Source organism: Pseudomonas sp. HR1 (genome assembly GCF_030175875.1).
GTDB lineage: Bacteria > Pseudomonadota > Gammaproteobacteria > Pseudomonadales > Pseudomonadaceae > Chryseomonas > Chryseomonas oryzihabitans.
This window is the reverse complement of sequence record NZ_JASNRF010000001.1, coordinates 894292-919040: the sequence shown is the minus strand read 5'-3', so window position 1 is coordinate 919040 and position 24749 is coordinate 894292. Positions and strand designations below refer to the sequence as shown.

Annotated in this window: 17 protein-coding genes and 1 pseudogene; 15 read left to right on the top strand and 3 right to left on the bottom strand. The window is 60.4% G+C overall.

The window, feature by feature from the left end; genetic code table 11:
* Positions 1-9: 9 nt before the first annotated feature.
* Together QKY98_RS04155 and QKY98_RS04150 are read right to left on the bottom strand one after the other, a co-directional pair.
* Positions 10-768, bottom strand: a complete 759-nt coding sequence (locus QKY98_RS04155; RefSeq protein WP_150340180.1) for an SDR family oxidoreductase — start codon at positions 766-768, stop codon at positions 10-12.
* Positions 769-916: 148 nt separating this feature from the next.
* Positions 917-1546 (bottom strand): glutathione S-transferase family protein, encoded by a 630-nt coding sequence (locus QKY98_RS04150; RefSeq protein WP_144954895.1) that lies wholly within the window; start codon positions 1544-1546, stop codon positions 917-919.
* A 76-nt stretch (positions 1547-1622) separates the two neighbouring features.
* On the opposite strand from QKY98_RS04150, the gene QKY98_RS04145 reads away from it, so the two are divergent.
* The 14 genes and pseudogenes from QKY98_RS04145 (at position 1623) to QKY98_RS04085 (ending at position 20723) form a co-directional block, all read left to right on the top strand.
* Positions 1623-2213 carry a TetR/AcrR family transcriptional regulator gene (locus QKY98_RS04145; RefSeq protein WP_278387797.1) on the top strand — a complete coding sequence of 197 codons (591 nt, stop codon included), beginning with the start codon at positions 1623-1625 and terminating at the stop codon, positions 2211-2213.
* 37 nt (positions 2214-2250) lie between these two features.
* A complete protein-coding gene (locus QKY98_RS04140) occupies positions 2251-2754 on the top strand; it encodes a GNAT family N-acetyltransferase (protein WP_150340176.1) in 504 nt (167 codons plus the stop codon).
* Positions 2755-3065: 311 nt separating this feature from the next.
* A complete protein-coding gene (locus QKY98_RS04135; RefSeq protein ID WP_284670380.1) occupies positions 3066-4772 on the top strand; it encodes a ShlB/FhaC/HecB family hemolysin secretion/activation protein in 1707 nt (568 codons plus the stop codon).
* A 63-nt stretch (positions 4773-4835) separates the two neighbouring features.
* A complete protein-coding gene (locus tag QKY98_RS04125) occupies positions 4836-15353 on the top strand; it encodes a two-partner secretion domain-containing protein (RefSeq protein ID WP_350030282.1) in 10518 nt (3505 codons plus the stop codon).
* Positions 15353-15646 carry a contact-dependent growth inhibition system immunity protein gene (locus tag QKY98_RS04120; protein ID WP_284670377.1) on the top strand — a complete coding sequence of 98 codons (294 nt, stop codon included), beginning with the start codon at positions 15353-15355 and terminating at the stop codon, positions 15644-15646. Before QKY98_RS04125 ends, QKY98_RS04120 begins: the two co-directional genes overlap by 1 nt.
* Before the next feature lie 79 nt (positions 15647-15725).
* Positions 15726-16112 carry a hypothetical protein gene (locus QKY98_RS04115; RefSeq protein WP_350030287.1) on the top strand — a complete coding sequence of 129 codons (387 nt, stop codon included), beginning with the start codon at positions 15726-15728 and terminating at the stop codon, positions 16110-16112.
* Positions 16072-16788: pseudogene (locus QKY98_RS04110) on the top strand (hemagglutinin repeat-containing protein); the annotation flags it as partial. The gene QKY98_RS04115 and the pseudogene QKY98_RS04110, both read left to right, overlap by 41 nt.
* Before the next feature lie 62 nt (positions 16789-16850).
* On the top strand, positions 16851-17558 hold the full coding sequence (locus tag QKY98_RS04105) for a transposase (protein ID WP_284670376.1): 708 nt from the start codon (positions 16851-16853) through the stop codon (positions 17556-17558).
* A gap of 183 nt (positions 17559-17741) precedes the next feature.
* Positions 17742-18449 carry a transposase gene (locus QKY98_RS04100; RefSeq protein WP_284670375.1) on the top strand — a complete coding sequence of 236 codons (708 nt, stop codon included), beginning with the start codon at positions 17742-17744 and terminating at the stop codon, positions 18447-18449.
* On the top strand, positions 18431-18823 hold the full coding sequence (locus QKY98_RS23775) for a polymorphic toxin type 17 domain-containing protein (RefSeq protein ID WP_350030285.1): 393 nt from the start codon (positions 18431-18433) through the stop codon (positions 18821-18823). The genes QKY98_RS04100 and QKY98_RS23775 overlap by 19 nt, the downstream gene beginning before the upstream one ends.
* Positions 18820-19032, top strand: a complete 213-nt coding sequence (locus QKY98_RS04095) for an Imm31 family immunity protein (protein ID WP_284670374.1) — start codon at positions 18820-18822, stop codon at positions 19030-19032. Before QKY98_RS23775 ends, QKY98_RS04095 begins: the two co-directional genes overlap by 4 nt.
* Positions 19033-19302: 270 nt before the next feature.
* Complete coding sequence (locus QKY98_RS04090; protein WP_284670373.1) at positions 19303-20010, top strand: transposase; 708 nt, start codon at positions 19303-19305, stop codon at positions 20008-20010.
* Positions 20011-20280, top strand: coding sequence for a DNA/RNA non-specific endonuclease (locus QKY98_RS23770; protein WP_350030284.1), 270 nt, complete (start codon positions 20011-20013; stop codon positions 20278-20280). It abuts the gene before it with no gap.
* Positions 20281-20390: 110 nt separating this feature from the next.
* The gene (locus QKY98_RS04085) at positions 20391-20723 is read left to right on the top strand and encodes a hypothetical protein (RefSeq protein ID WP_284670372.1); all 333 of its coding nucleotides are present in this window, start codon (positions 20391-20393) and stop codon (positions 20721-20723) included.
* A gap of 441 nt (positions 20724-21164) precedes the next feature.
* On the opposite strand, the gene QKY98_RS04080 is transcribed toward QKY98_RS04085, so the two are convergent.
* Positions 21165-23738, bottom strand: a complete 2574-nt coding sequence (locus tag QKY98_RS04080) for an autotransporter family protein (RefSeq protein ID WP_284670371.1) — start codon at positions 23736-23738, stop codon at positions 21165-21167.
* A 182-nt stretch (positions 23739-23920) separates the two neighbouring features.
* Between QKY98_RS04080 and QKY98_RS04075 the strand changes: the two genes are divergently transcribed.
* Positions 23921-24745: an alpha/beta hydrolase family protein gene (locus QKY98_RS04075; RefSeq protein ID WP_169854655.1), complete on the top strand. Its 825-nt coding sequence runs from the start codon at positions 23921-23923 to the stop codon at positions 24743-24745.
* The last annotated feature ends 4 nt before the right edge of the window (positions 24746-24749 follow it).

The window sequence follows — 24749 nt, the reverse complement described above, 5'->3', positions numbered from 1 at the left end:
TGGAACCCCTCAGCCCCGCCCCACATAGGGCATCTTGGTCGCCATCACCGTCAGGGTCTGGACGTTGGCGTCCAGCGGCAGGCTGGCCATGTAGCGGACGGCGTCGGCGACGTGCCTGACGTCCATGCGCGGCTCCACGGCAGTGCTGCCGTCGGCCTGGAGCACGCCGTTGGCCATGCGCTCGGTCATCTCGGTAGCGGCGTTGCCGATGTCGATCTGGCCGCAGGCGATGTCGAAGGCGCGGCCGTCCAGAGCCAGGGCCTTGGTCAGCCCGGCGACGGCATGCTTGGTGGCGGTGTAGGGCGCACTGAAGGGGCGTGGCGTGTGGGCGGAGATCGAGCCGTTGTTGATGATGCGCCCGCCGCGGGGCGATTGTGCGCGCATCAGGGCAAAGGCCGCGCGGCTGCAGAGAAAGACGCCGGTGAGGTTGGTGTTGACCACCCGGTGCCAGGCGTCCAGCTCCAGCTCGTCGATGGGCACCGCCGGGGCGCCGACGCCGGCGTTGTTGAACAGCAGGTCCAGGCGGCCATAGGTGTCGCGGATGCGGGCGAACAGCGCCTCGACGCTGGCGGCATCGGTGACGTCGCAGGGTACCGCCAGGGCTTCGCCGCCCTGTTGCCGCGCCTCTTCGGCGAGGGCCTCCAGGGGTTCGGCGCGGCGAGCGGCGAGGACCACGCGGAAGCCGTCCTGCAGCAGGCCGAGGGCGACGGCGCGGCCGATGCCCTGGGAGGCACCGGTGACGAGGGCGATGGGGCGGGCGGTGGTCATGGGCGGTCCTTGGACAGGGGAGGAGCTTCCAAGGCTAGCAGGTAGGGAGGGGTGATGGGTGGGCCCTCACCCTAGCCCTCTCCCGGAGGGAGAGGGGATGGTTACGGTGTGTTGGGGAGGTAGGTGGTTCCTGGTAGCTCCGGTCGGCTCAGCGCAGCTTTAAGTCGGTTGCCACCAGGATCGCCTGGCCGGAGGGTCGCGCGCGCAGGCGGTCGAGATAGGCGGCGAGGCGGGGCCAGGTCGTCCGCCAGTTGAGGGCCGGCAGGGGCTCCAGATAGTCGAGCATGGGCGCCAGCAAGGCGTCGGGCAGACTGAATTCGGCGCCGCAGAGAAAGTCCTGGTTGCCCAGCTGGCGATCGAGCACGGCCAGGGTCGCGTCGACGTCGGCCAGGGCGCGCTGCTCGTCCTCCGGCGTGCGGAAGGGGGCGGGTCGTGGCCCGGCGACGCGCAGCAGATAGTGGCGGACCAGACGGCTATCCACAGTGGTGAGCAGGGCGCTGCTCCAGGCGTCCTGCTCCGGGTTGCCATCGCGCTCCGGCGAGAGCCGACGATCGAGATGGCGGCAGATGGCGAGGGTCTCGAAGATCCGCAGCTCGCCATCGAACAGCACCGGCACCTGGCCGAAGGGGTGCAGCGCCAGGTGGACTTCGCTGCGCCAGGCGATGGCCTGGCCGGCGGGTGCGAGGCCACAGGGCAGCTCAAGGCCCTGTTCCAGGGCATGGAGGCGCACGCTACGCACCAGGGTGCTGAAAGCGGGACCGAAGAGATAGGGCGTCATGCTGCAGGCTCCTTGCAAAGAAGGCTTCATGCTGGCAAAGGGGACCTTATGTTCAAGAACATAATCTGGAGTAGCCATGGCCTGGCCACTTGATCAGCGCGAGCAGACCCGCCAGCGCATCCTCGACAGCGCCGCCCACCTGTTCGCCCTGCGCGGCTTCGATGCGGTCGGTCTCGACGACCTGATGGCCGATGCCGGTCTCACCCGCGGCGCCTTCTACCACCACTTCCGCACCAAGACCGAGGTCTATGACCAGGCCATCGCCCATGCCGCGCGGGTCGGCAGTGCCCGGCTCGACGATCTCGGTAGCCAAGGCCTCGGGCAACTGATCGAGCATTACCTGAGTCGCGAGCATGCCGAGGGCGAAGCCTTGCGCTGTCCGCTGGCCTTTCTGGCGGCCGACGTCACCCACCGGGAGGCCGCCATCCGGGGCAGCTATACCCGCTTCTTCGCGCGCTTCGTCACCCGACTGGAGCAGGATCTGTCGGGGCCGCCGGAGCAGCGGCGCGCCCAGGCGCTGCAGCTGGCCACCACCCTGATCGGGGGCGTGGCCCTGGCGCGGGCACTGGATGACGAGGGCCTCGCCGAGGAACTGCTGGCGGCCTGTCGCCAGGGCGCCCAGGGGCTGCTGGAAGAGGGCGACGATTTGGCAGCGGCACTCGGCTAGGCGACACTGGCGGCCCCTTCGTCCGCCGGAGTCACCCATGCAGATTCGCCCCCTCGAAGCCGCCGATTTCGACCAGGTCTGGCCGCTGATCCAGCAGGTCGCCCAGGCCCGGGAGACCTACGCCTACGACCCGGACATGACCCGCGACGAGGCCTGGCGCCTCTGGGTGGAGCTACCGCGGGCGACCTTCGTCGCCGAGCGCGACGGCCAGCTGCTCGGCAGCTACTACCTCAAGGCCAATGCCATGGGGCCAGGCGATCACGTCTGCAATTGCGGCTACATGGTCGCCCCCGCCGCCCGCGGCCAGGGCGTCGCCGGCGCCCTCTGCGAGCACTCCCTGCAGGTTGCCCGTGAACTGGGCTTTCAGGCGATGCAATTCAACTCGGTGGTGGCCAGCAACCAGGTGGCGGTGCGGCTCTGGCAGAAGCACGGCTTCGAGATCGTCGGCACCCTGCCCAGGGCCTATCGGCACGGGAGCCTGGGGCTGGTGGACTGCCATGTGATGTATCGCTGGCTGGAAGAGGAGATCGATAGGCTTTGACTATCCGAATCCGCCGATGCCTAGGCTGCGCCTAGTAGGCCGGGCAGGCGTTTTTTTGCGGCGCCGGGTGGGCCACGCCAGTAATTCAAAAGCGTTTTCTCTTACCTAGAAATAGAGGCTAGAGCCTCGGCGTCTGGCCGAAAAAGTTCGCTGATTGCGATAGCGATACAACCATTTACCGGTTAAGTTCCCCCGACCATCAACTGATATCGCATTGCCACTATCCTTGTGTGATTAATTTAACAAATCATTTCCGGGTTACCCGCTAGGGTGGCGCCACACGGAAGTTTGAAGTCTCCAGGGATAGCGTCATGTCCATTTTCCTTCGCCAAGGCATTGCCTTGGCTTTCCTGCTCCTATTGTCGAACGCCTACGCCCAGGTCGCGCCGACGACCCCCGGCGATACCGACCTGATTCGCAACCGCCAGGACCGCCTGCTCGAAGAGCAGCAGAAGCGCCTGCAGGACTTGCAGGACCTGCCGGGTCCGGCCGCGACCCCTGCGGCGCCGCTGGCAGCCGACCAGGGTCGCTGCTTCACCATCCGCGCCATCGAATTGCAGGGGGCCGAGCAGCTCTCCGAGCGTGATCGCAAGCGCCTGACCGAACCCTATTTGGGTGGATGCCTGGGCGTGAATCAACTCAACGCCCTGCTCAAGGCCATCACCGATACCTATCTGCAAAGAGGCTATGTCACCAGCCGGGCCTATCTGCCGCAGCAGGATCTCTCCCGGGGCACCCTGACCATCCTGGTGGTGGAGGGCAAGCTCGAAGGCGTCAAGCCGGCCGATGGCAGTGGTCTCACCCCGCGCGAACTGAACATGGCCTTTCCCGGTGCGCCCGGGAAGCTGCTCAACCTGCGGGAGCTGGAGCAACTGGTGGACCAGCTCAACCGGCTGCCGTCCAACCAGGTGCAGATGGACCTGGTACCTGGTCAGGAGGTCGGTGGTAGCGAAGTCCAGATCAAGAACGCTCCGAGCAAGCCCTGGCGGGCGTCGCTGTCGCGCAACAACAACGGCCAGCGCAGCACGGGCGAGCAGCAGTGGGGCCTGGGACTGGAGTGGGACAACCCGCTGGGTTTCGCCGACCAACTGATGCTGCGCGGTGGCCACGACGGGGTGAGCGACAGTAATCAACTCTCGAAGAACGGCTATCTGGCCTACAGCCTGCCCTGGGGCTGGTGGACGTTCGACTATAGCTATAGCCGTAGTGACTACCGTTCCCAAGCCGTGGCCAATGGCTTCGCCTTCCAGCAAAGCGGCGACAGCGAGACCCAGCAGCTCAAGGCCGAGCGGGTCGTGCACCGCGACGCCGTGAGCAAGACGGCGCTCAACACCGGCCTGTCCCTGCTGCGGACCAACAACTACATCGAGGACAGCCGCCTCGCTGTCAGCAGCAACCGTATCAGCGAATTGCAGTTCGGCTTCAACCACGGTCGCCGGTTGGGCAGCGCCTTCGTCAACCTCGACCTGGGGTGGCAGGAGGGTATCGGGGCCTTCGGCGCCCAGGGTGACCAGACCTCGGGCCCCGGCCAGCCCACCGCCCGCTACCGCAAGTACACCGCGACCCTGAGCTATCTGCAGAGCTTCCAACTGCTGGGCGAGAACTTCAGCTTCAGCAGCCTAGCTACCGGCCAGCGTAGTGAAGACGTCCTCTACAGCCCCCAGCGGATGAGCCTGGGCGGTTTGTCTTCGGTGAGGGGCTTCAAGGATCAATCGCTCTCCGGGGATACCGGCGGCTACTGGCGCAACGACGTGCGCTGGACCCGTGGCGTGACCTGGGCCTGGTTGCAGCCCCTGTTCAGCCAATACGGCGCAGGCCTCGGCTACGACCAGGGCGTGATCCATGGGGGGCGCTACAACCCCGAGGTGCGAGGACGGTTGTCGAGCAACTCCCTGGAGCTGTTCGCCCGCGGGCGCTACCTGTCCGCCAGCCTGACCTTCGCCCATTCGCTGGAACGCCCGGACGCCCTGCCCGAGCGTGAGCACCCCCTGTACTTCAGCGTCGACGTCTTCCTGTAACGCTCGCGAGCGCTATCGCTTTCCACCTTTCATCTCGTCACCAGGCTTCACCGAGGACCAGACATGGACGTCCGCCAGTTCGACTTTCTTGCCGCCCAACCCAGCGCTGCGCTCAAGCCGCGCGAGACCTTCTGTGGCATTTCCAAGCGCGCCTTGGCCCTGCTGCTGGTCAACGTGGTGTTCTGGCAGCCGATCTGGGCGCAGGCCGACGGCATCGTCGTCAGCAGCGGCGGCGGCAACACCCGGCTGGACCAGGCCGGCAATGGCGTACCCATCGTCAACATCGCCACGCCCGGCGCCAACGGGCTGTCGCACAACCAGTTCCAGGATTACAACGTCGACAGCCGCGGCGTCATCCTCAACAACGTCACCGACCGCACCGGTAACACCCAGCTGGGCGGCATCATCGTCGGTAACCCCAACCTCAAGGGCGCGGCGGCCGGAGTCATCCTCAACGAGGTGGTGGGCGGCAGCCCGAGCCAGCTCAAGGGCTACACCGAGGTCGCCGGCCAGTCGGCCCGGGTCATCGTCGCCAACCCCTATGGCGTCACCTGCAACGGCTGCGGCTTCATCAACACGCCCCGGGTGACCCTCACCACCGGCAAGCCCGTGCTCGACGGCAATCGCCTCGACCATTTCCAGGTCGATGGCGGCAGCGTCAGCATCGAGGGCAACGGCCTCAATGCCGACAACGTCGACCAGTTCGACATCGTCACCCGCTCGGCCAAGATCAACGCCGAGCTCCACGCCCGCCAGCTCAACGTCATTGCCGGTCGCAACGACGTCGCCGCCGACAGCCTCGCCACCACCCCGCGCGCGGCCAGCCCCGGTGATGCGCCGCAATTGGCCATCGACTCCTCCGCCCTGGGCGGCATGTACGCCAACACCATCCGCCTGGTCGGTACCGAGACCGGTGTCGGGGTGAAACTGGCCGGCAACCTGGCGGCCAGCGCCGGGGATATCCAGCTCGACGCCAACGGCCAACTGACCGTGGCCCAGACCGCCGCCAGCGGCAACATCGCCCTGAAGGGCCAGGGCATCGACGCCCAGGGCCCGGTCTATGCCGGGGGCAGCGTCAATGCCCAGAGCGGTGGCGATCTCAGCGTCCGCCAGAGCGTGGCCGCGGCCACTGCCATCACCCTGAATGCTGCCGGTCAGCTCACCAACGGCGGTATCGTCGAGGCCGGCGTCAATCCCGACAACAGCCGTAACGCCACGGGCGACGTGAGCCTGCAGGGCGCCGGGATCGCCAACCGCGGCTCGGTGATCGCCAGCCGTAGCCTCACCGTCACCACGGCAGGCACCCTCGACAACACCGGCGCCACCCTCAGCGCCGGCAACCGGGCGCAGATCAACGCCACGACCCTGAACAATACCCAGGGGCGGTTCCAGAGTCGTGGTGGCCTGGGCGTGCAGGCCGGTACCCTCACCAATGCCCAGGGCATCGTCACCAGTACCGGTGCGCTCGAGGCGACTCTCGGGCAAACCACCAATGGCAACGGCGAGATATCCAGCCAGGATCGTCTGACCCTGCGAGGCCAAAGTCTCGACAACCGCCAGGGCAAGCTGATCGGCACCTCAGGCCTGGACCTGACCGTCACCGGCAACCTGGACAATCGCGGTGGCAACCTGGTCAGCCATGGCGACTTGCAGGCCCGAATCGCGGGCGACCTGGATAACCGCCAGCAGGGCAACCTCTATGGCGCTGGCGCCACCGTCCTGAGCTTCGACCGCCTCCTCAACGCCCAGGGCGTGCTGGCCAGCGATGCGGTCCTCAGCCTTATGGGCAACCAGGTCAACAACGACGGCGGCAAGCTCGGCAGCCTAGGGAACCTGACGGCGACCCTGGGCAGCCTCGACCAGCTCGATGGCCAGCTCATCAGCCAGGGCCAACTGACCCTCATCGCCGACCGGCTGGGCAACACCGGCAATGGGTTGGTGGCTGGCAAGACCGGGCTCGAGCTGCAGGTGGGCATGGTCGACAACCGCGGTGGCGAACTGTCGAGCCAGAGCGGCACGGCCAACCTCACGGGCCAGAGCCTGCTCAACGGTGGCGGCAAGGTCATTGCTGGCACTGTACTGACCGCCAAGGTCGCCACTCTTGATAACAGCGGTAGCGGCGTTCTGTCTGCCCAGCAGGGGCTGCAGGTGATTGGCGCTCGCCTGGCCAACGACAACGGCGGCCTGTTGACCAGTGGTGGCGACGTCCAGGCGACCCTGACCGGCGCGCTCACCAACGCTGGTGGACAGATACTGGGCGAAGGCACCATGAGTCTCGCCGCTACCAGTCTGGACAACCGCCAGGGCATCGTTTCCAGCGCCGGTCAGCAGACGCTCACCATGACCGGCGGCGTTGTGCAGAACGACGGCGGCCAACTGGTCACGGATAGCGGCCTGAGCCTCGGCAGCGCCAGCCTCGACAACGGCACCGGCACCCTCAGTGCCAAGGGTGCCGTTACCCTCACCACCACCGGCGCTATCAGCAACGCCCAAAACGGCCGCCTGATCAGCAGCGATACCCTCACGGTCACTGCGAACAGCCTGACCAACGCCGGCCGCCTGGCCAGTACCAAGGACCTCGCGGTCACCGCCGCCAGCCTCACCAATGGTGGCGAGCTGTTCAGCCAGGCCGGTGTCACGCTCGACCTGCAAAACGGTACCCTGACCAATGCCAGCGGTGGCCTGATCACCGCGCCCGGTGCCCTGCTGCTCAAGAATCTCAATACCGTGCGCAACGCCGGTGAGCTGAGTAGTAGCCTGGCCTTCACCCTGGCGGCCGACAGCCTGGACAACAGCGGCGGCAAGCTGATCAGCAATGCCGACCTGACCCTGCGCATCGCTCGCGCCCTGACCAACGCCAAGGGCACCCTGTCCGCGGCCGGTCTGGACCTCCGGGCCGCCAGCCTGGCCAACATGGGCGGCACCCTGGCCAGCCGCAGCGCCCTGAGCGTGACCACCACCGGTCTGCTGGACAATAGCGCCGATGGCCTGCTCAGCGCCGCCGCCACCCTCGATGTCACGGCTGATACTCTGAGCAACGCGGGTGGCAGCCTGCTGGCCAAGGGCGCGGCGACCATCACCGCCAGCCAACTCGACAACACCACCAAGGGCCTCATCAACAGCCAGGCCAGCTTGATCGTCACGGCCGACCATCTGGATTCCAGTAGCGAGGGTGAGGTCTCGGCCAAGGGCGATGTGCAGTTGACCCTGGGCGAATTCAAACAGCAGGGCGGCCGCCTGATCGGCGAAGCCGCCGTTGGCTTGGATCTGGGGCGTACCGGCGGCACGGGTAACCTGGACAACACCGGCGGCCTCATCACCACTACCGGTATGCTCAGCTTCGCTCACCTCAACCAGGTGAATAACACCGGGGGCGAGATCGGTAGCAGCCAAGGTTTCAGCCTCATCGCCCAGGGCCTGAACAACACCCGCGGCAAACTCATCAGCCAAGGCCTGCTCAGCATTCAGGCCAGCCAACTGACCAACGACGGCGGCCTGCTCTCCGGCTGGCAGGGCCTTACCGTCACCGGCGGCAACCTGAGCAACCGCCAGAGCGGCACCCTGTCCAGCAAGGTAGGCGATCTCACCGCGACTCTGACGGGCACCCTGGACAACGGCGATAACGGCGCTCTCGTGAGCCAGGGGGTACTGAAGGTCACTGCGGCGAGCCTGACCAACACTGGTGGTGTGCTCTCCAGCGGTGCTGCCCAGATCCTGACCGTGACGGACACCCTGCAGAACGGCCCCCAGGGCCTGATCGATGCCGGCACCACCTTGAGCGTCAGCGCCGGCCAGTTCGCCAATACCGGTGGTACCGCCCAGGCCCAGGGCGCTTTCACCGCGAGCGGTGGCAGCCTGGACAACAGCAACGGCACCTTGAACGGCCAACAGACCGTTACCCTCGACCTGGTTGGGGCTCTAACCAATACCAGCGGCGCCGTCCTCGCCAAGGGCGACCTGCTGATCAAGAACGCCACTGCCGTCAGCAACGCCCATGGCCGGCTCAACAGCGGCGGCCTGCTGACCCTGCTGGTCGGCGGTCTGGACAACAGCAGCGGCGGCACCGTGGCCGCTCAGGGCAACCTGCTGCTTACCACGGGTGGCCAGGTGCTCAACGGTGGCGACGGTCTGCTCGCCAGCCAAGGCGGTGCCTTGAACGTCACTGCCGGCAGCCTCGACAACGCCAACGGCACCCTGCAAAGCGCCGGCGACCTGACCCTGGCCACCGGCACGGGTGATATCGGCAACGTGGGCGGCAAGGTCATCGCCCAGAACGGCGACCTGCACATCACCGGTGCCAACCTCGACAGCCGTGGTGGCACCCTGGCCAGTCTGCAGGGCGCCTTCATCACCGGCATCACCGGCCTGCTGCGCAACGGTGGCCAAGGCCAAAGCGGGGGCACTATCCAGGCTCAGCGGCTGGACCTCAGCGCCGCCACCCTGGACAACTACAACGGCAAGGTCTCGGCCCTCGGTGGCAATGCCCTGCTGCAGACGGGCCGGGTCGACAACCGTAACGGCAGTCTCTACGGCAAGGGGCTCGTGCGAGTCCGCGGTGGCAGCTTCGACAACAGCGGCGACAACGACGGCCAGGTCTTTGGCAACCAGATCGACTTCAGCCTGAGTGGGGCGCTGAACAACCGCCTGGGCATCATCGAAAGTGCCAGCACCCTGAATCTCGCGGCCGCCAGCCTGGACAACACCAATGGCCAACTGCGCGCCCTGGGTACCGGTGGTACGACCCAACTCACCCTCGGCGGTGCCCTGGACAACACCAATGGCCGACTGGAAACCGCCAACCAGGACCTGCAACTTGCCATCGGCGGTCTGACCAATACCAACGGCACCCTGCTGCATGTCGGCACCGGCACCTTCGGCCTCGGCCTGCCACTGCTGCAGAACGCCGGCGGCAGTGTCACCAGCAATGGCACCCTGACTCTCAGTGGGAGCAGCTGGACCAACAGCAGCACGCTGCAAGTCGCCAACCTCGCTGTCAACGTCGACAACCTGATCCAGACCGGCAGTGGCCAATTGCTCGCCGGCAACAGCTTCACCGGTACCGGCGGCAATTGGACCAACGATGGCGTCATCGCCGCAGGCGGCAACCTCAGCCTGACCCTCGGTGGCACCTATCAAGGCGCCGGACGCATCAGCAGTGGCTACGACTTCAACCTCAACGCCGGCCAACTGCTGCTCGACAGCCCCAACGCCCGCCTCGCAGGTGGCGTTGGCACCACCACCTTCAACATCGGTGGCCTGCTGCGCAACCAGGCGCGGATCACCTCGGCCGGCAACGCCAACCTGAGCGCAGGCCAGGTCGATAACCAAGGCACCTTGGGTGCGGCCGGCAGCCTGATCGTCAACACCCCGACCCTGACCAACCTGAATGGTTTGATCTTTAGTGGCGGTGACATGGATTTGCGGGTGAACGATCTCACCAATCGGTATGCCGATGTTTATAGCCTGGGACGGTTATTGATCGCGCGTGGAGCCGATGGCAGCCGTGCCAATAGTTTCACCAATCTGTCCGGGAGTGTGGAAAGTTCTGGCGATCTACTGGTAAACGCTACGACGATACTCAATGCGCGTGACGTCTTTGCCATGAGCACCATCTTGGTCGATGGCGATATGCAGATGACCTGTGGGCAGCACTGTGCTGGCAAGGATTGGTTCAAGCGAGGTGCGGTCTACGTAGACCGCACCATTGAGAGCCGAGTAGAGCAGGATTCACCGATGTCACGGCTGGTTGCTGGTGGTAGTGCCGTGCTGGCAGGAGACAGCATTACTAACCGCTACAGCACGCTCTCGGCTGCTCACGACCTTGCCATTACCGGTACCACGATCATCAACCAAGCGGCATCTTCAGTCTCGGGCTCGTCGCGCATACAGGTTGGTGCGAACGTCAAAATACCTACGGATACCTGGGACGCTCGCGAACACGATGTTGCGGTCTACCACACGCAGTATGGGTCGACTTTCAGCGTTGACGCCTTCCAAGACTTGCTGAGCAAGTTCGATCCTGCGTTGTTCACTGGCATCGATACACCAGTTCAAGTGGCTTCGGACGGAGGATATGTAGCTCCCGCGATCATCCAAGCGGGCGGCAACGTTCGACTCAATGCCAGCAACGACATCAGTAATATCGTTGTTGACCGTACACCCACGGCATCCCGGGCCTCGATAGCCGATACATCGGTAACGCCAACGGCGCTGACGACAACGGTCACCCTCAACTCTCAGCTACCGCCTGACCTGGCTCAGCAACAAGTCAACCCCACTACCTTATCTGGCTTCTCTTTACCCACCGGCCAGAACGGCTTGTTCCGGTTGAGTGGCCAGCAAGGCAGTAATGGCGAAGCTTCTGATCAGCTGGCCCCCGTGGGTGTGCTGAAAACTCAGGTAGCGGCCGAACCGACCATGCGTATTCAGACCGCTTTGGTCGGTAGTGGGCGCAGCAGCAGCCTGCCCAATGGCTTGGCTGACGTCTCGTCTAGAGGCCTTACCAAAGACAGTGGATTGGCTTCATTGCCTACCTCGGTTGGCCAGGGTCTTCCGCACCGCTACCTAGTGGAAACCAACCCGGCGCTGACCGACCTCAAGCAGTTCCTCAGCTCCGACTACCTGCTGGGCAACCTCAACTACAACCCTGACACCAGTTGGAAACGCCTGGGTGATGGCCTCTACGAGCAACGCCTGATCCAGCAAGCCATCGTCCAACGTACCGGTCAGCGCTTCATCGATGGCCTGACCAGCGACGACGCCCAGTTCAAGTACCTGATGGACAACGCCATCGCCAGCAAGCAGGCGCTGGGCCTCAGCGTGGGCGTGAGTCTGACCGCGGCCCAGGTGGCGGCCCTGACCCACGATATCGTCTGGATGGAAGACCAGGTGATCAACGGCGAGCACGTGCTGGTGCCGGTGCTCTACCTGGCCAACGCCAACAACCGCCTGGCGCCCAACGGCGCCCTGATCCAGGGTAGCGATGTGACCCTGATCGCTGGTAATGACCTGACCAACTCCGGCACGCTCAAGGCCACTAATAGCCTCACAGCTACCGCCAACAACAATCTGGTCAACAGCGGCCTGATCCAGTCCGGTGATCGGCTCAGCCTGACCAGCACCTTGGGTGATATCAGCAACCGTGCCGGTGGGATCATCAGCGGACGCGACGTCAGCCTGACGGCCAGCCGTGGCGACATTCTCAACGAACGCACTGTGACCACCCACGCCGCGAGCTATGGCGGTACCTCCACACGGCAGGACTTCGCCGACAGCGCGGCGCGTATCGAAGCCAGCAACAACCTGAGCCTCACTGCCGGGCGTGATATCAACAATGTTGGCAGTGTCCTGAGCGCTGGTAGTAATGCCACCCTGATCGCGGGTCGCGACGTCAATCTGATCAGCGCCCAAATGCAGACCGCACGTAGCATCGGTGCCAATAACACCAGCTCCAGCATCACCCAACTAGGTAGCAGCCTTACGGTTGGCCGTGACCTGGGCATTGGTACCGGCCGCGACCTCACGGCCGTCGCCAGCACTCTTAGCGCCGGCGGCAACGCCACCCTGACCGCTCAGAACAACCTCACCCTGGCCGCGGCAGCCGACGAGACGCACAGCTACAGCAAGAGCAAGAAGGTTACCCGCCAGGAAGACCACGTCGACCAGCAGATCACCACCCTGACGGCAGGGGGCAACGTCAGTCTGGTAGCGAAACAAGGCGATCTCACCATGATTGCCAGCAAGGTGGAGGCGGGCAACGAGGCCTACCTCTACGCCGGCAAGGACCTCAACGTCCTGGCTGCCCAGGACAGCGACTACTCGCTGTACGACATGAAGAAGAAGGGTAGCTTCGGCGCGAAGAAAACCCAGCGCGACGAAGTGACCGACGTGCGCAACATCGGCAGCGAGATCAAGGCCGGTGGCGACATCACCCTGCAGAGCGAAGGCAGCCAGACCTACCAGGCGGCCAAGCTCACCAGCGGCAAGAACCTGACGCTCGACAGTGGTGGCGACATCACCTTCGAAGCGGTGAAGGATCTGCACCAGGAAAGCCACGAGAAGAGCAGCAACAGCCTGGCCTGGACCAGCATGAAGGGCAAGGGCAACACCGACGAGACGCTCAAGCAGAGCGAGCTGGTGGCGCAGGGGCAACTGGCAATCCAGGCGGCGAACAAGATCCACATCGACGTCAAGGACATCAACGCCCAGAGCGTCAGCCAGACGGTCGACGCCATGGTCAAGGCTGATCCGAATCTGGCGTGGATCAAGCAGGCTGAAGCCCAGGGCGATATCGATTGGCGGCAGGTGAAGGAGATCCATGACTCCTTCAAGTACAGCCATTCGGGGCTAGGCCAGGGCGCCATGCTGGCGGTGATCATCGTGATGACCGTCCTGACCGCGGGTGCTGCAAGCGCAGCCGTAGGAGCGGCCGCGGGCGCCACCGCAGGATCGGGTACCGCCATGGCAGCCGCAGGTACGGTTACTACGGCAGCCACGGCTACGACCGCTGCAACCTCGACCGCAGTAGCTGCTGGTTGGGCCAATGCTGCTGCCACAGCCGCGCTGACCTCTATCGCCAGCTCCGGAACGGTGAACCTGATCAACAATCGCGGCAATATCGGGGCAACGCTCAAGGACACCCTGAGCAGCGATGGCATGAAAAACGCCATGATTGCTGCCGGTACCGCAGGCGTCATGAACTACGCCAGTAGCAACTGGTTCAAGACCGCCGTCGATCCGGTCTCGGGCAAGGTGACCGGGGCCATTCCCGACGTCACCAATCCGGGTAACTTCACTCGCTTCGCCGAAACCCAACTGCTGCAGGGCGCCGTCAAGGGCACGCTGTCCGAAGCCCTGGGCCAGGGCAAGTTCAGCGACAGCCTCAAAGGCAGCGTCTTCTCCATCCTCCAGGCGGCCGCCTTCAACGAGGTGGGTAATCTAGGCAAACAATGGGGACTCGAAGACAGCGGCCTAGGCAAGACCGCCATGCACGCCGTGGTGGGAGGCCTGCTCTCCGAAGCCATGGGTGGGGATTTCAAGACGGGTGCCGTAGCGGCCGGTGCCAATGAAGCCCTGATCGAAACCCTGGACAAGAGCCCGTTGCTGGCCAGCACGGACCAGACCCAACACCAGCGCCTGCTCAACATGGCGTCGCAACTGGTAGGGCTGGTGGCCGCGGCTAGCGTGGGCGGCAATGCACAGCTCGGCGCTGAGATCGCTGGTAGTGCGCAGGCCTACAACAAGCAGATGCACCCGGATGAGCGCAAGCTGATCGAAAAGGAAGCGCCTGCCCTGGCTGCGGCCAAAGGAATCAGTGTTGAGGAAGCTACCCGTCAGATGACGGTGGCCTTCGCCTACTACACCGATGCTGACTGGCAGAAAGCTATCGGCGCCAACGAGTCGGTTGATCCTACGGCGTTGGAGTATTTGGCGAAGGCGCTCACACCGATTGCCAACCGTTATGACGTCCCCGACAGTCGGGGTGATGTCCCCTTGGTGGGTGACAGGACCTATAGCTCGGCGGATACGCAACGCCTATTGCAGAATTACCAGAACACCCATGGTGACTTCTACGATCCCACGGTCAATGGTGAGTACCTGAACGGGTGGACTATTGCAGGTAATGATCAGCGCGATTTTCTACAGCGTAATCTCAATTACGGTTCGTACTATGACGGTTTCGTCAATGGTGGCCTCGGGTCGGCTGCAGGCATAGGTCAAGGGGTAGGCTCTACTTTCGGCGGTTTGGTCAGTGGCGCTGTAGGGTTGGTAACGAGGCCTGAGCAAACGATCAACGGGGCGCTGGGCTCTATCCCCACAATCAGTGAGGCATTCCATAACTCCACCATAAATTCCGCGCAGAACTTCATCTACACCCTGCAAGGCAACAGCTACGAGTCGATGCGCAATCAGATGCAATCGTCTACCGAGCTTGGATTAAGCCTGGTCGGGGGCGAGGCAGGTCTTGCCGGGCGTGGGGCATCGTTTGGTGAGCGTGCAGCTTGGAAGCTGCCGATCTATTCGGTCTCGGATGAAATGCGTGCCAACCCCTACCATGTTGATTGGCAGAGCTATGCGGGAGGTGAGGCTGGGGCCGTTGGGGCGGATACGACGAAAGTCGGCGATGGTGTATCAAGTTCTAATTCAAGCGCACATGGTAGAGCTGATGCAACTGACGCGAAAAATTTATCATATAGTCCTATAGTAGAAGGTGGTGGGCTTCAGGCATATGAGAACGCCGGCGGGCATCTGATTGAGCGACATGTTGATCTTTCGGATGCAGATTTGGCGCAGCGCTTGGGAAGTTCTAATATTTCATCTGCGTCGAGATTTTTTGATAGATCTACAGCGGAATCTGCTGTTTCAGCTGCAATAGATGCAAATCAGTCTGCGATACAAAATTATCTCAACGGTAACGCCAAGGGTTATTTGGCTATAGACTATATGTCATCCTCTCCTGTAGGAGTCACACTGCTTAGAGGTGCATCGAGCACTACTTCAGCATCAGGGGTTCGTGTGGTTATAGCTAGAGATCCTTCCATGCCTACAGGTTATAGAATTGTCACAGGGTACCCACACTGATGAATAAGGAATTTATGGCAGTAAAAAATATGTTTAGTGCCTATCTAAACCAAGATTTTGATTTGGAGTTTGGTAGTGCTGATGAGGCGATTCTTGCTTTTTCTAATCATTCTAATGATGTTGAAAAGGAGCTCGTCCTAACTGGATTGAATCTTCTGCTCAATGGCTGCCTGGATGAGAAGCAGATGCAAGGCCTTATTTTAAATGATCTTGGGTGCTGTTATTTTTATCCTGCCGAATGGGAAAGTACTGCGATTTGGGTGGGCCATATTCGTTCACTTTTGAGGGGTTAGGGAAGCTCTGAAATAGACCATCATTTCTGGTCGACTTAAGCCTTCGCTGATTTTAAAAGAAGCGACCTAGCCAAAAGCGATCAAGTCACTGGCCTTTATTGCCCTGCTGGTCGGCGGTCTGGACAACAGCAGCGGCGGCACCGTGGCCGGCCAGAGCGGCTTGAGCATCACCACCGCAGGCCAGGTATTCAACGGCGGTGACGGTCTGCTCGCCAGCCAGGGCGGTGCCTTGAACGTCACGGCCGGCAGCCTCGACAACGCCAACGCCAACGCCAACGGCAACCTGCAAAGCGCCGGCGACCTGACCGTGGCCACCGGCACGGGCGATATTGGCAACCTGGAGAAAAGGGGACAGATTTATTTTCCGCCGCTAAACCTCATCAGCACCCCGTATTACATTTGTCGGCGACCTTATTGTCGATCACGACGTCAACCTGGTCAGCGCCAAGACCCAGACGGGCCGTAGCAGTGGTGCCAACAACACTAGCTCCAGCATCACCCAGCTGACCGGCAGCCTCACGGCTGGGCGTGACCTGGGCATTGGTGCCGGCCGCGACCTCACGGCCGTCGCCAGCACTCTTAGCGCCGGGGGTAACGCGATCCTGACCGCCCAAGACAACCTCACCCTGGCCGCGGCGGCTGACGAAACTCACAGCTATAGCAAGAGCAAGAAGGTTACCCGCCAGGAAGACCACGTCGACCAGCAGATCACCACCCTGACGGCAGGGGGCAACGTCAGTCTGGTAGCGAAACAAGGCGATCTCACCATGATTGCCAGCAAGGTGGAGGCGGGCAACGAGGCCTACCTCTACGCCGGCAAGGACCTCAACGTCCTGGCTGCCCAGGACAGCGACTACTCGCTGTACGACATGAAGAAGAAGGGTAGCTTCGGCGCGAAGAAAACCCAGCGCGACGAAGTGACCGACGTGCGCAACATCGGCAGCGAGATCAAGGCCGGTGGCGACATCACCCTGCAGAGCGAAGGCAGCCAGACCTACCGGGCGGCCAAGCTCACCAGCGGCAAGAACCTGACGCTCGACAGTGGTGGCGACATCACCTTTGAAGCGGTGAAGGATCTGCACCAGGAAAGCCACGAGAAGAGCAGCAACAGCCTGGCCTGGACCAGCATGCGAAAAAGGGGACAGATTTATTTTCTTTCTGATTGGCTAAGCTGAAGTGAAGGCCTCACTGGAAGGAGGTAGTCATGCCAAGGATAGGACGGATTGTGTTGCCGAACTACCCGCACCATGTTGTGCAGCGTGGTCATAATCGGCAGGTAGTGTTTGCCGCTAAGCAGGATTATCAGCGTTATATTAGCGACCTGCGCGAGCTGAAAGATGTCTTTGGGGTCAAGGTCTACGCCTTTTGCTTGATGACAAATCATGTCCATCTGCTACTGGCGCCTGATGAAGCTATCACTGGCTTAGGGCAATTAATGAAGGCGTTGGCGGCACGCGCCACCCGTTATCGGAACCGCTTGGAAGGACGGACCGGAACGCTCTGGGAAAGTCGCTATAAGTCCAGTGTGGTCGAGTCGGACGCTTACTTGCTTGCCTGCTGTCGCTATATCGAATTGAACCCGGTTCGAGCTCGCATGGTTGCCGACGCGGGAGATTATCCCTGGTCGAGCTATCAGATGCGGGTGATGGATCAGGCTGACAGCGATTGGTTGGACATGAATCCTTGCTATACAGCACTTGGCGATACGTCTGGGAGGCGGCGTATCCAGTATATGAACTTCATGCGCCAAGCTGTGCCTCCAAGCGAAATTGACCTTATTCGTGCCGCCCTACAAAGAGGCCAGCTAACGGGTAGTGCTCGCTTCGTGGATCAGATAGAGAAAATCCTAGGCCAGCGCGTAGAGTTACGAGGTCAGGGTAGACCTAGACGGCGATCCGAGTCCGAAAAATAAATCTGTCCCCTTTTTCCTAGAAATGGTGTTTTAACTGTGCGTGGGGAGAGTGGGCTTTCAGATTTTAACAGTAAAATTGTTAATATAGTTCACGAGTATTGATATGGGGACAGAAAAGGGGACAGATTTATTTCTCTCTGATCGGCTAAACTGAAGTGAAGGCCTCACTGGAAGGAGGTAATCATGCCAAGGATAGGACGGATTGTGTTGCCGAACTACCCGCACCATGTCGTGCAGCGTGGTCATAATCGGCAGGTAGTGTTTGCCGCTGAGCAGGATTATCAGCGTTATATTAGCGACCTGCGTGAGCTGAAAGATATCTTTGGAGTCAAGGTCTACGCCTTTTGCTTGATGACAAATCATGTTCATCTGCTACTGGCGCCTGATGAAGCTATTACTGGCTTAGGGCAATTAATGAAGGCGTTGGCGGCACGCGCCACCCGTTATCGGAATCGCCTGGAAGGAAGGACTGGGACGCTCTGGGAAAGCCGCTATAAGTCCAGTGTGGTCGAGTCGGATGCTTACTTGCTTGCCTGCTGTCGCTATATCGAATTGAACCCGGTTCGAGCTCGCATGGTTGCCGACGCGGGAGATTATCCCTGGTCGAGCTATCAGATGCGGGTGATGGATCAATCTGACAGCGATTGGTTGGACATGAATCCTTGCTATACAGCACTTGGCGATACGTCTGGCAGGCGGCGTATCCAATACATGAACTTCATGCGCCAAGCTGTGCCTCCAAGCGAAATTGAGCTTATTCGTGCCGCGCTACAAAGAGGCCAGCTAACGGGTAGTGCTCGCTTCGTGGATCAGGTAGAGAAAATCCTAGGCCAGCGCATAGAGTTACGAGATCAGGGTAGACCTAGACGGCGATCCGAGTCCGAAAAATAAATCTGTCCCCTTTTTTCCAGATTGGGCTGAATTATTTAGAGGAACCGCCGTTTAATCCATCTGGTACTGCCGGCTCCGCTAAGCAGTGGTCTAGCAAGGCTAGACTGAAATATGTAGGTCTTCCAACCCAGGGGCGAATTCGCTATGTTCCTCCAAGCGGCTATAATCCATGTCAGCCTCTGCCTAGAGGGCCTAATAATGGCTGCTTAGATAAGTTTGGTAATGAGTGGGCCAAAGGGCTATCCCGGACCGAAGGGCAACCTTTTGAGTGGGATGTTCAGCTTTCAAGACAAGGGAAGGCACAACTCGGTTGGGCTACTAGAGATGGCTTTCATTTGAATATATCATTGGATGGAAAGATAACGCATAAATGAAACGAATAGACTTTTTCCATGAGGTAAAAATTTGTGGCCAAAGCCATAAGCATTCTGGTGAAAAAGGAGTGGTTTTGGGCGTTAGTAAAGAGGATGGCAAGGTTTTTGGATGCGCTGTTTTGATCCATGGAATGGATACTACAACTTACTTTGAGGTGAGTGAGATTGAGACTACAGGGGTAGTTTTTCCACGGGAAGATTTCTATTGAAGCGACAAGGCTAAAGAATTTATTTTCACCTGATCGATTCATCTAAATGTTTTAATTTAAGAGCATTTTCGAGTTAGATGGCTAGTTGCTTGCCTGCTGTCGCCATATCGAATTGACCCCTGCTCGCACCCACATGATCGCCGAGGCGGGCGATGTAAAAGGATTTTTGATCAGGTATATATAAATCATGGATCTTAAAAAAAAGGGGACAGATTTATTTTCTTTCTGATCAGCTAAGCTGAAGTGAGGCCTCACTGGAAGGAGGTAGTCATGCCAAGGATAGGACGGATTGTGTTGCCAAACTACCCGCATCATGTAGTGCAGCGTGGTCATAATCGGCAGGTGGTGTTTGCTGCTGAGCAGGACTATCAGCGTTACATTAGTGATCTGCATGAGCTGAAAGATGTCTTTGGAGTCAAGGTCTACGCCTATTGCCTGATGACGAATCACGTTCACCTGCTCCTGGCGCCCGATGAAGCCATTGCCGGCTTAGGGCAATTAATGAAGGCGTTGGCGGCACGCGCCACCCGTTATCGGAACCGTTTGGAAGGACGGACCGGGACGCTCTGGGAAAGTCGCTATAAGTCCAGTGTGGTCGAGTCGGATGCTTACGTGCTTGCCTGCTGTCGCTATATCGAATTGAACCCGGTTCGAGCTCGCATGGTTGCCGACGCGGGAGATTATCCCTGGTCTAGCTATCAGATGCGGGTGATGGATCAGGCTGACAGCGATTGGTTGGATATGAATCCTTGCTATACAGCACTTGGCGATACGTCTGGGAGGCGGCGTATCCAGTACATGAACTTCATGCGCCAAGCTGTGCCTCCAAGCGAAATTGACCTTATTCGTGCCGCCCTACAAAGAGGCCAATTAACAGGTAGTGCTCGCTTCGTGGATCAGATAGAGAAAATCCTGGGCCAGCGCGTAGAGTTACGAGGTCAGGGTAGACCTAGACGGCGATCTGAGTCCGACAAATAAATCTGTCCCCTTTTTCCGTCCCCTTTTTCCGAGGCTGATCTAAATCAAAATACGCGTGATCGTAACGGATATCAGCAATGCAAAGTGGGAAATTGCGGATTGTCAAACGATGAGGGTGGGCATTTAATCGCAAGTATCTTCGATGGGCCAGGGGAGCGCCTTAATCTGGTTCCTATGGATACTAACCTGAACCGAGGTGAATGGAAGAAAATAGAGAATGTCTGGGCTTCTGCTTTGAAGGATGGTAAGACGGTCAATGTACGGATATAACCAAATTATGTAAGTAGTGCAACCCGTCCTGATGCATTTACGGTTACTTATTCGATTGATGGGGCACGTCCAATGGCTCTTGGCTTTAAAAATTCTCTAGGAGGTATTTAATGAGTGACCAGGTTTTCTACGAGAATATTGGGAAAATATTATTAGAGTCAGGACCTGAGCTTGCTCGCGAAATAATAGTGAGGGCGCGAATTTTCGCCGAAGGAGACGGGGGTGAGTATGAGTTTGACTACATTGGTCCAGATGGTAAATTGAATTGGTTTAGTCCTGCTGGACGAGCAGTAAGAGCTCTAACTGAAGAGCTGGTTCGGATGAGGTCGTTTTATGCAGAAAATAACTTGGCAGGGAAAGATGGGCGTTGGAATCGATGTGAAATAAAGCTAAGTTTAGGTGAAAATAAGCTGCTTATTTCGTTCAGTTATGATAAGGGTTGACAGGGGGAGACCACGTTTTTTATCGATTTAGGATTACGGAGCTCTATGGAGGGAAATCCTTATGCCACGTCGAGCACGTGTTTCTTTGCCAGGATGCTCACTTCATCTGGTTCAGAGAGGTAATAATCGCTCAGCGTGCTTTTACGCTGACGAGGACTATCTCTTTTATGTGAATGTGTTGATGGAGTAAGCAAAGAATTATGGATGTGCGATCCATGCCAGTGCTTGATAACCGACTCTGTTCATTTATTGGTCACGTCCGAAAGCCCTGATAGTGCAGGGACCATATGAAATAGTTAGGCAGCGTATTACCTCTGCAAAGTAAGCTGCCACTAGGCTTGATCGAGGATGGAGCCTGATAGCCAGGCAGTTCTCGGCCGTGCACATGGCATCGTCAGGATACGGCCTACCCGGTCCGCACCGGGCAGGCCTTGATACCCCTTAGAAGTCGTACCGAGCCTTCAGCACCAGGGAGTCGGCGTCGTAGCCAGATTTCGCCTGGTAGCTATAGGTGGCACCGACGGTGAAGGCGTCGAGGGCGTAGCTGATCCCCAGGGTACCTTCGTAGCTGTCGCGAACAGGGGAGGCGCCGGTCACGATGAAGCTGTCGCCGCCGCGGACGAAGGCCGAGGTCTGGCTGATGCGATCACCGATCATGTCGTGGTAGGCCATCAGGGTCGCTTCGGGTTTGAGGGTGCCCTGGAACAGCGGCAGATCCGCTGCCAGGCGCAGCCCGGCGCCGAGGTCGCCTTGCTCGTATCTCTGGCTGCCGTTGCGCAGTGCCGCCACCGAGCCGTGTTCGCTGAAAGCATCCGTCCGTACGTTGGCGTAACGCGCCGCGACCCGCGGTTCGAGGATGAGTTGGCGATTGAGCTGGAAGGTATAACCGCTCAAGGCGTTGAGGGCGATGAGGTCGCTGTCGTAGTCGCCCTTGGCCTGGGTGCCGACGATGTAGCGCTTGCCTTCATTGCTGCCGCGGCCGTAGGACAGGTTGCCATCGGTGAACCAGTTACCGGCGCTCCAGGACCCATAGAGGGTGAAGAGGTGACTTTGGACGTCCGTCCGGTTGCCGTTATCCGAGCCCACGTTGGTGTTGGCGTAGCTGTACGCCAAGCCCAGGGTGGTGTTGGGGTTGAGCTTACCGTCGGCGCCGATGGCGATGCCCGAGGTGTTGGAAGAGTAGCCTTCGATTCCATCGCGGGTGCTCTGATCGGCGTTACCGGTGAGGCCCTGGATCCAGATACCGGTGTCGGTCAGAACATCACCAGAGGAAAGACCGTTGCGCTGCCCGCTGAGGCGACCGCCGATGGCCGCGCTGGTCGCCGACTGGCCGGCCATGGCTGCCGTGACGGCGCCGCCATTGGTTTCGGGTGCCAGGCGTTCGCTCAGTCGAGCGAGACCCTGGGGCGAAGAGGTCGAGGTGAAGGCCTGGAAGATCGGATCGGACGCTGACAGGGTGCCCAGTACGCCGCGCTTGAAGGTGTTCAGGGCCACGACGTCATTAGCGGAGGCACCTGCTGCCCCCAGTTCCTGGCCTACCTGCTGGTCGGACTGCACCGTTACTACAGCCTTCACCGTGTTGTTGTCACTGGTATAGCTGCGTACGGCGAGCAGCGGGCTGCTGCTCGCAACCACCAGGCCGTTGTTGGTGACCTGATTGGCGCTGATCAAGTTGTACTGGGTACCGGCTGCGGTGGCAGTGAAGTTGCCCGGCTCTGCACCGAGCTGAATACGCGAGCCGTTGGCGAAGCTGGCATTGCCGCCGACGGTCAGATAAGGCGTAGTGGGCTGGGTGGCGTTGGATAGCTGCAGGCCCAGGGCCGCGCCATTGGCGACCGCCAGGTTGCCGCCCATGCTGGCACCTTGGGTGGTCAAGCCGAAGGTGCCGCTGTTCACGTTCACGTTGGACTTGATGAGGTGAGCCCCCACGAAGGTGGCGTTGCCGGCTACGGTGGTGCCGGTGACGCCCAGGATATCGCCCTGGATGGTGCCGCCGGTCCAGTTCAGGCTGGCGACGCCGTTGCCGGAGATGGCGGTGCCGCTGGCGCTGGTGATGGAGCCGGCTTGCTGGTTGATTTCGAATGGGGAGGTTTGAGTGCGTTCTGCCAGGATGGCGATGCCATCTGAATAGATGACGCCTCTGTTGACCAGGCCACGCGCACCCGTGGAGTTGGCTGTGGTGTAGAGGGCATCATGGGTGTGGAAGGCGATGGCATCCTGCCCACGGGCCTCAATGGTTCCGGTATTGAGTATCTGGTCTATTTGCACGTCGTAGAAGGACAGGGCATTCGACGCCTGTCCCGTCGACGAAATCAGCCCGCTGTTTTCTATGGTGACGCCGCGTGTGGTAGTCGCTTCCAGGTCGAAGGCGATGGACTCGTCGCCGACTGTCTTGATCGTGCCGTTATTGATGATCTTTCCACCAATGGACAGCACGTTGGGGGTGTCGACGTCGAAAATCAAAGCCGTGGTTTCATAGCCAACGGCACTGATGGTTCCATTGTTGATGACATCGCCCGCTATCTGGGCGCCATGGATATACATGGCTTCCGGCTCGCCATAGAGACTAGAAGTAGAGCGGGATACGAAGATGGTGCCGTTGTTTATGATGGAGCCGCCAATGATGGTATGGCCTATTTCGAAGCCTTCTGCATTACCGGCGTTGCGAAGTTCGATGGTGCCAGTGTTTATGACACTGCCGCTGATACGGGTCAGGCCAGAGTTGAAGCCGGGCTGTACACCCACGCCGATGACTCTGAAGCTGTTTCCATCCACGGAAATGGTGGAGCTATTCAGGAAGTCTCCCGTTACAGAGCTTCCTCTGAGTTGGATGTTGCTCTCGTTGCTGGTCAGCGTTCCGGTGCGTGAGCCGGAAAGCTGGAAACCATCACTGATGGTTTGATTCGAAAAATCTCTGGCACCGCCAGAAACGTCGTAGCTGAGCGCGAAAGATTGTTGTGCGATGGCGCCGATGCTGATGGCGAGTAGGGATTTTTTGAAGGTCTTTAATTTCATTTGAGTGCTCGTAAGTTTTTACTGGCTGTCGATAAATTAATTTTTACTTTGTTTTCACGCGCTGGCCGCCGCTAACGGAAATCCGTTCATGGAGGCGAGGTCCTTGTGCCGATTTGAGCTAGCATCGCCTTCGCTGCAACTAACTGCGGCTACCGGTCATTGACGCTCGAGGGAGTGCTCGCATGAAGCGCTATGGATTGGCCCTGTTGCTCGGCATCTACCTGAGCCTTATCGGCTGCACCTCGCCCCAGCAGCGGCTGGCCACCTTGGTGGCTGGCAGTGATCTGCACGTCGAGCGGCTCGGTAGTACAGCTCTTCCCATCCTCGGACTGGCTCCGGCACGACCGACGCAGGAAGGCCGTCTGCGCGTTTACCTCGAAGGCGACGGCCGCGCCTGGGCCACCGCGACCCAACCCAGCCTCGACCCCACTCCGCGCAATCTGCTGGTGCCGCGCCTCGCCCTGGGTGATCCGGGTTCCGTCGCCTATCTCGGTCGCCCCTGCCAATTCGTCAAAGGAAGTGGCTGTAGCGTCGCCAGCTGGACGTCGGCCCGCTTCGGTAGCGCGGTGATCGCTAGTTTCCAGGTGGCGCTCGACGAGTTGAAAAGGCGTTATCGGGTCCGGCAGTTCGAGCTGGTCGGCTATTCCGGAGGGGCGGCCATTGCCCTGTTGTTGGCCGAGCGGCGCCAGGATGTGGTGGCCGTCCAGACCTTGGCGGGCAATCTGGATCCCCTGGCCTGGACGGCTCTGCAGCACTTGCAACCGCTGTACGAGTCGCTGGACCCTTTGGCCAGGCCTGAAGCCTTGCGTGCCATCCCCCAACGGCATCTGGTAGGACGCCTGGATACCGTGATTCCCGCCGCGCTGGCCGACGGTTATCGACGCAAGGTCGGGGGTAGCTGCACGCAACTGGTGACGGTGGAGGCGGACCACGCTCAGGGGTGGGAGCCGGTCTGGCGACAGTGGCGTAGCGAGCCGCTGCCCTGCGTCTCCGGCGCCGCTAGATAGGCCA

What these genes read in the sequence shown, in the direction of transcription:
- QKY98_RS04105 (WP_284670376.1), top strand. Translation starts at nt 16,851, where the DNA reads ATGCCAAGGATAGGACGGATTGTGTTGCCGAACTACCCGCACCATGTT.
- QKY98_RS04140 (WP_150340176.1), top strand. Translation starts at nt 2,251, where the DNA reads ATGCAGATTCGCCCCCTCGAAGCCGCCGATTTCGACCAGGTCTGGCCG.
- QKY98_RS04150 (WP_144954895.1), bottom strand. Translation starts at nt 1,546, where the DNA reads ATGACGCCCTATCTCTTCGGTCCCGCTTTCAGCACCCTGGTGCGTAGC.
- QKY98_RS04145 (WP_278387797.1), top strand. Translation starts at nt 1,623, where the DNA reads ATGGCCTGGCCACTTGATCAGCGCGAGCAGACCCGCCAGCGCATCCTC.
- QKY98_RS04155 (WP_150340180.1), bottom strand. Translation starts at nt 768, where the DNA reads ATGACCACCGCCCGCCCCATCGCCCTCGTCACCGGTGCCTCCCAGGGC.
- QKY98_RS04135 (WP_284670380.1), top strand. Translation starts at nt 3,066, where the DNA reads ATGTCCATTTTCCTTCGCCAAGGCATTGCCTTGGCTTTCCTGCTCCTA.
- QKY98_RS04080 (WP_284670371.1), bottom strand. Translation starts at nt 23,738, where the DNA reads ATGAAATTAAAGACCTTCAAAAAATCCCTACTCGCCATCAGCATCGGC.
- QKY98_RS04085 (WP_284670372.1), top strand. Translation starts at nt 20,391, where the DNA reads ATGAGTGACCAGGTTTTCTACGAGAATATTGGGAAAATATTATTAGAG.
- QKY98_RS04125 (WP_350030282.1), top strand. Translation starts at nt 4,836, where the DNA reads ATGGACGTCCGCCAGTTCGACTTTCTTGCCGCCCAACCCAGCGCTGCG.
- QKY98_RS04100 (WP_284670375.1), top strand. Translation starts at nt 17,742, where the DNA reads ATGCCAAGGATAGGACGGATTGTGTTGCCGAACTACCCGCACCATGTC.
- QKY98_RS04120 (WP_284670377.1), top strand. Translation starts at nt 15,353, where the DNA reads ATGAATAAGGAATTTATGGCAGTAAAAAATATGTTTAGTGCCTATCTA.
- QKY98_RS04095 (WP_284670374.1), top strand. Translation starts at nt 18,820, where the DNA reads ATGAAACGAATAGACTTTTTCCATGAGGTAAAAATTTGTGGCCAAAGC.
- QKY98_RS04075 (WP_169854655.1), top strand. Translation starts at nt 23,921, where the DNA reads ATGAAGCGCTATGGATTGGCCCTGTTGCTCGGCATCTACCTGAGCCTT.
- QKY98_RS04090 (WP_284670373.1), top strand. Translation starts at nt 19,303, where the DNA reads ATGCCAAGGATAGGACGGATTGTGTTGCCAAACTACCCGCATCATGTA.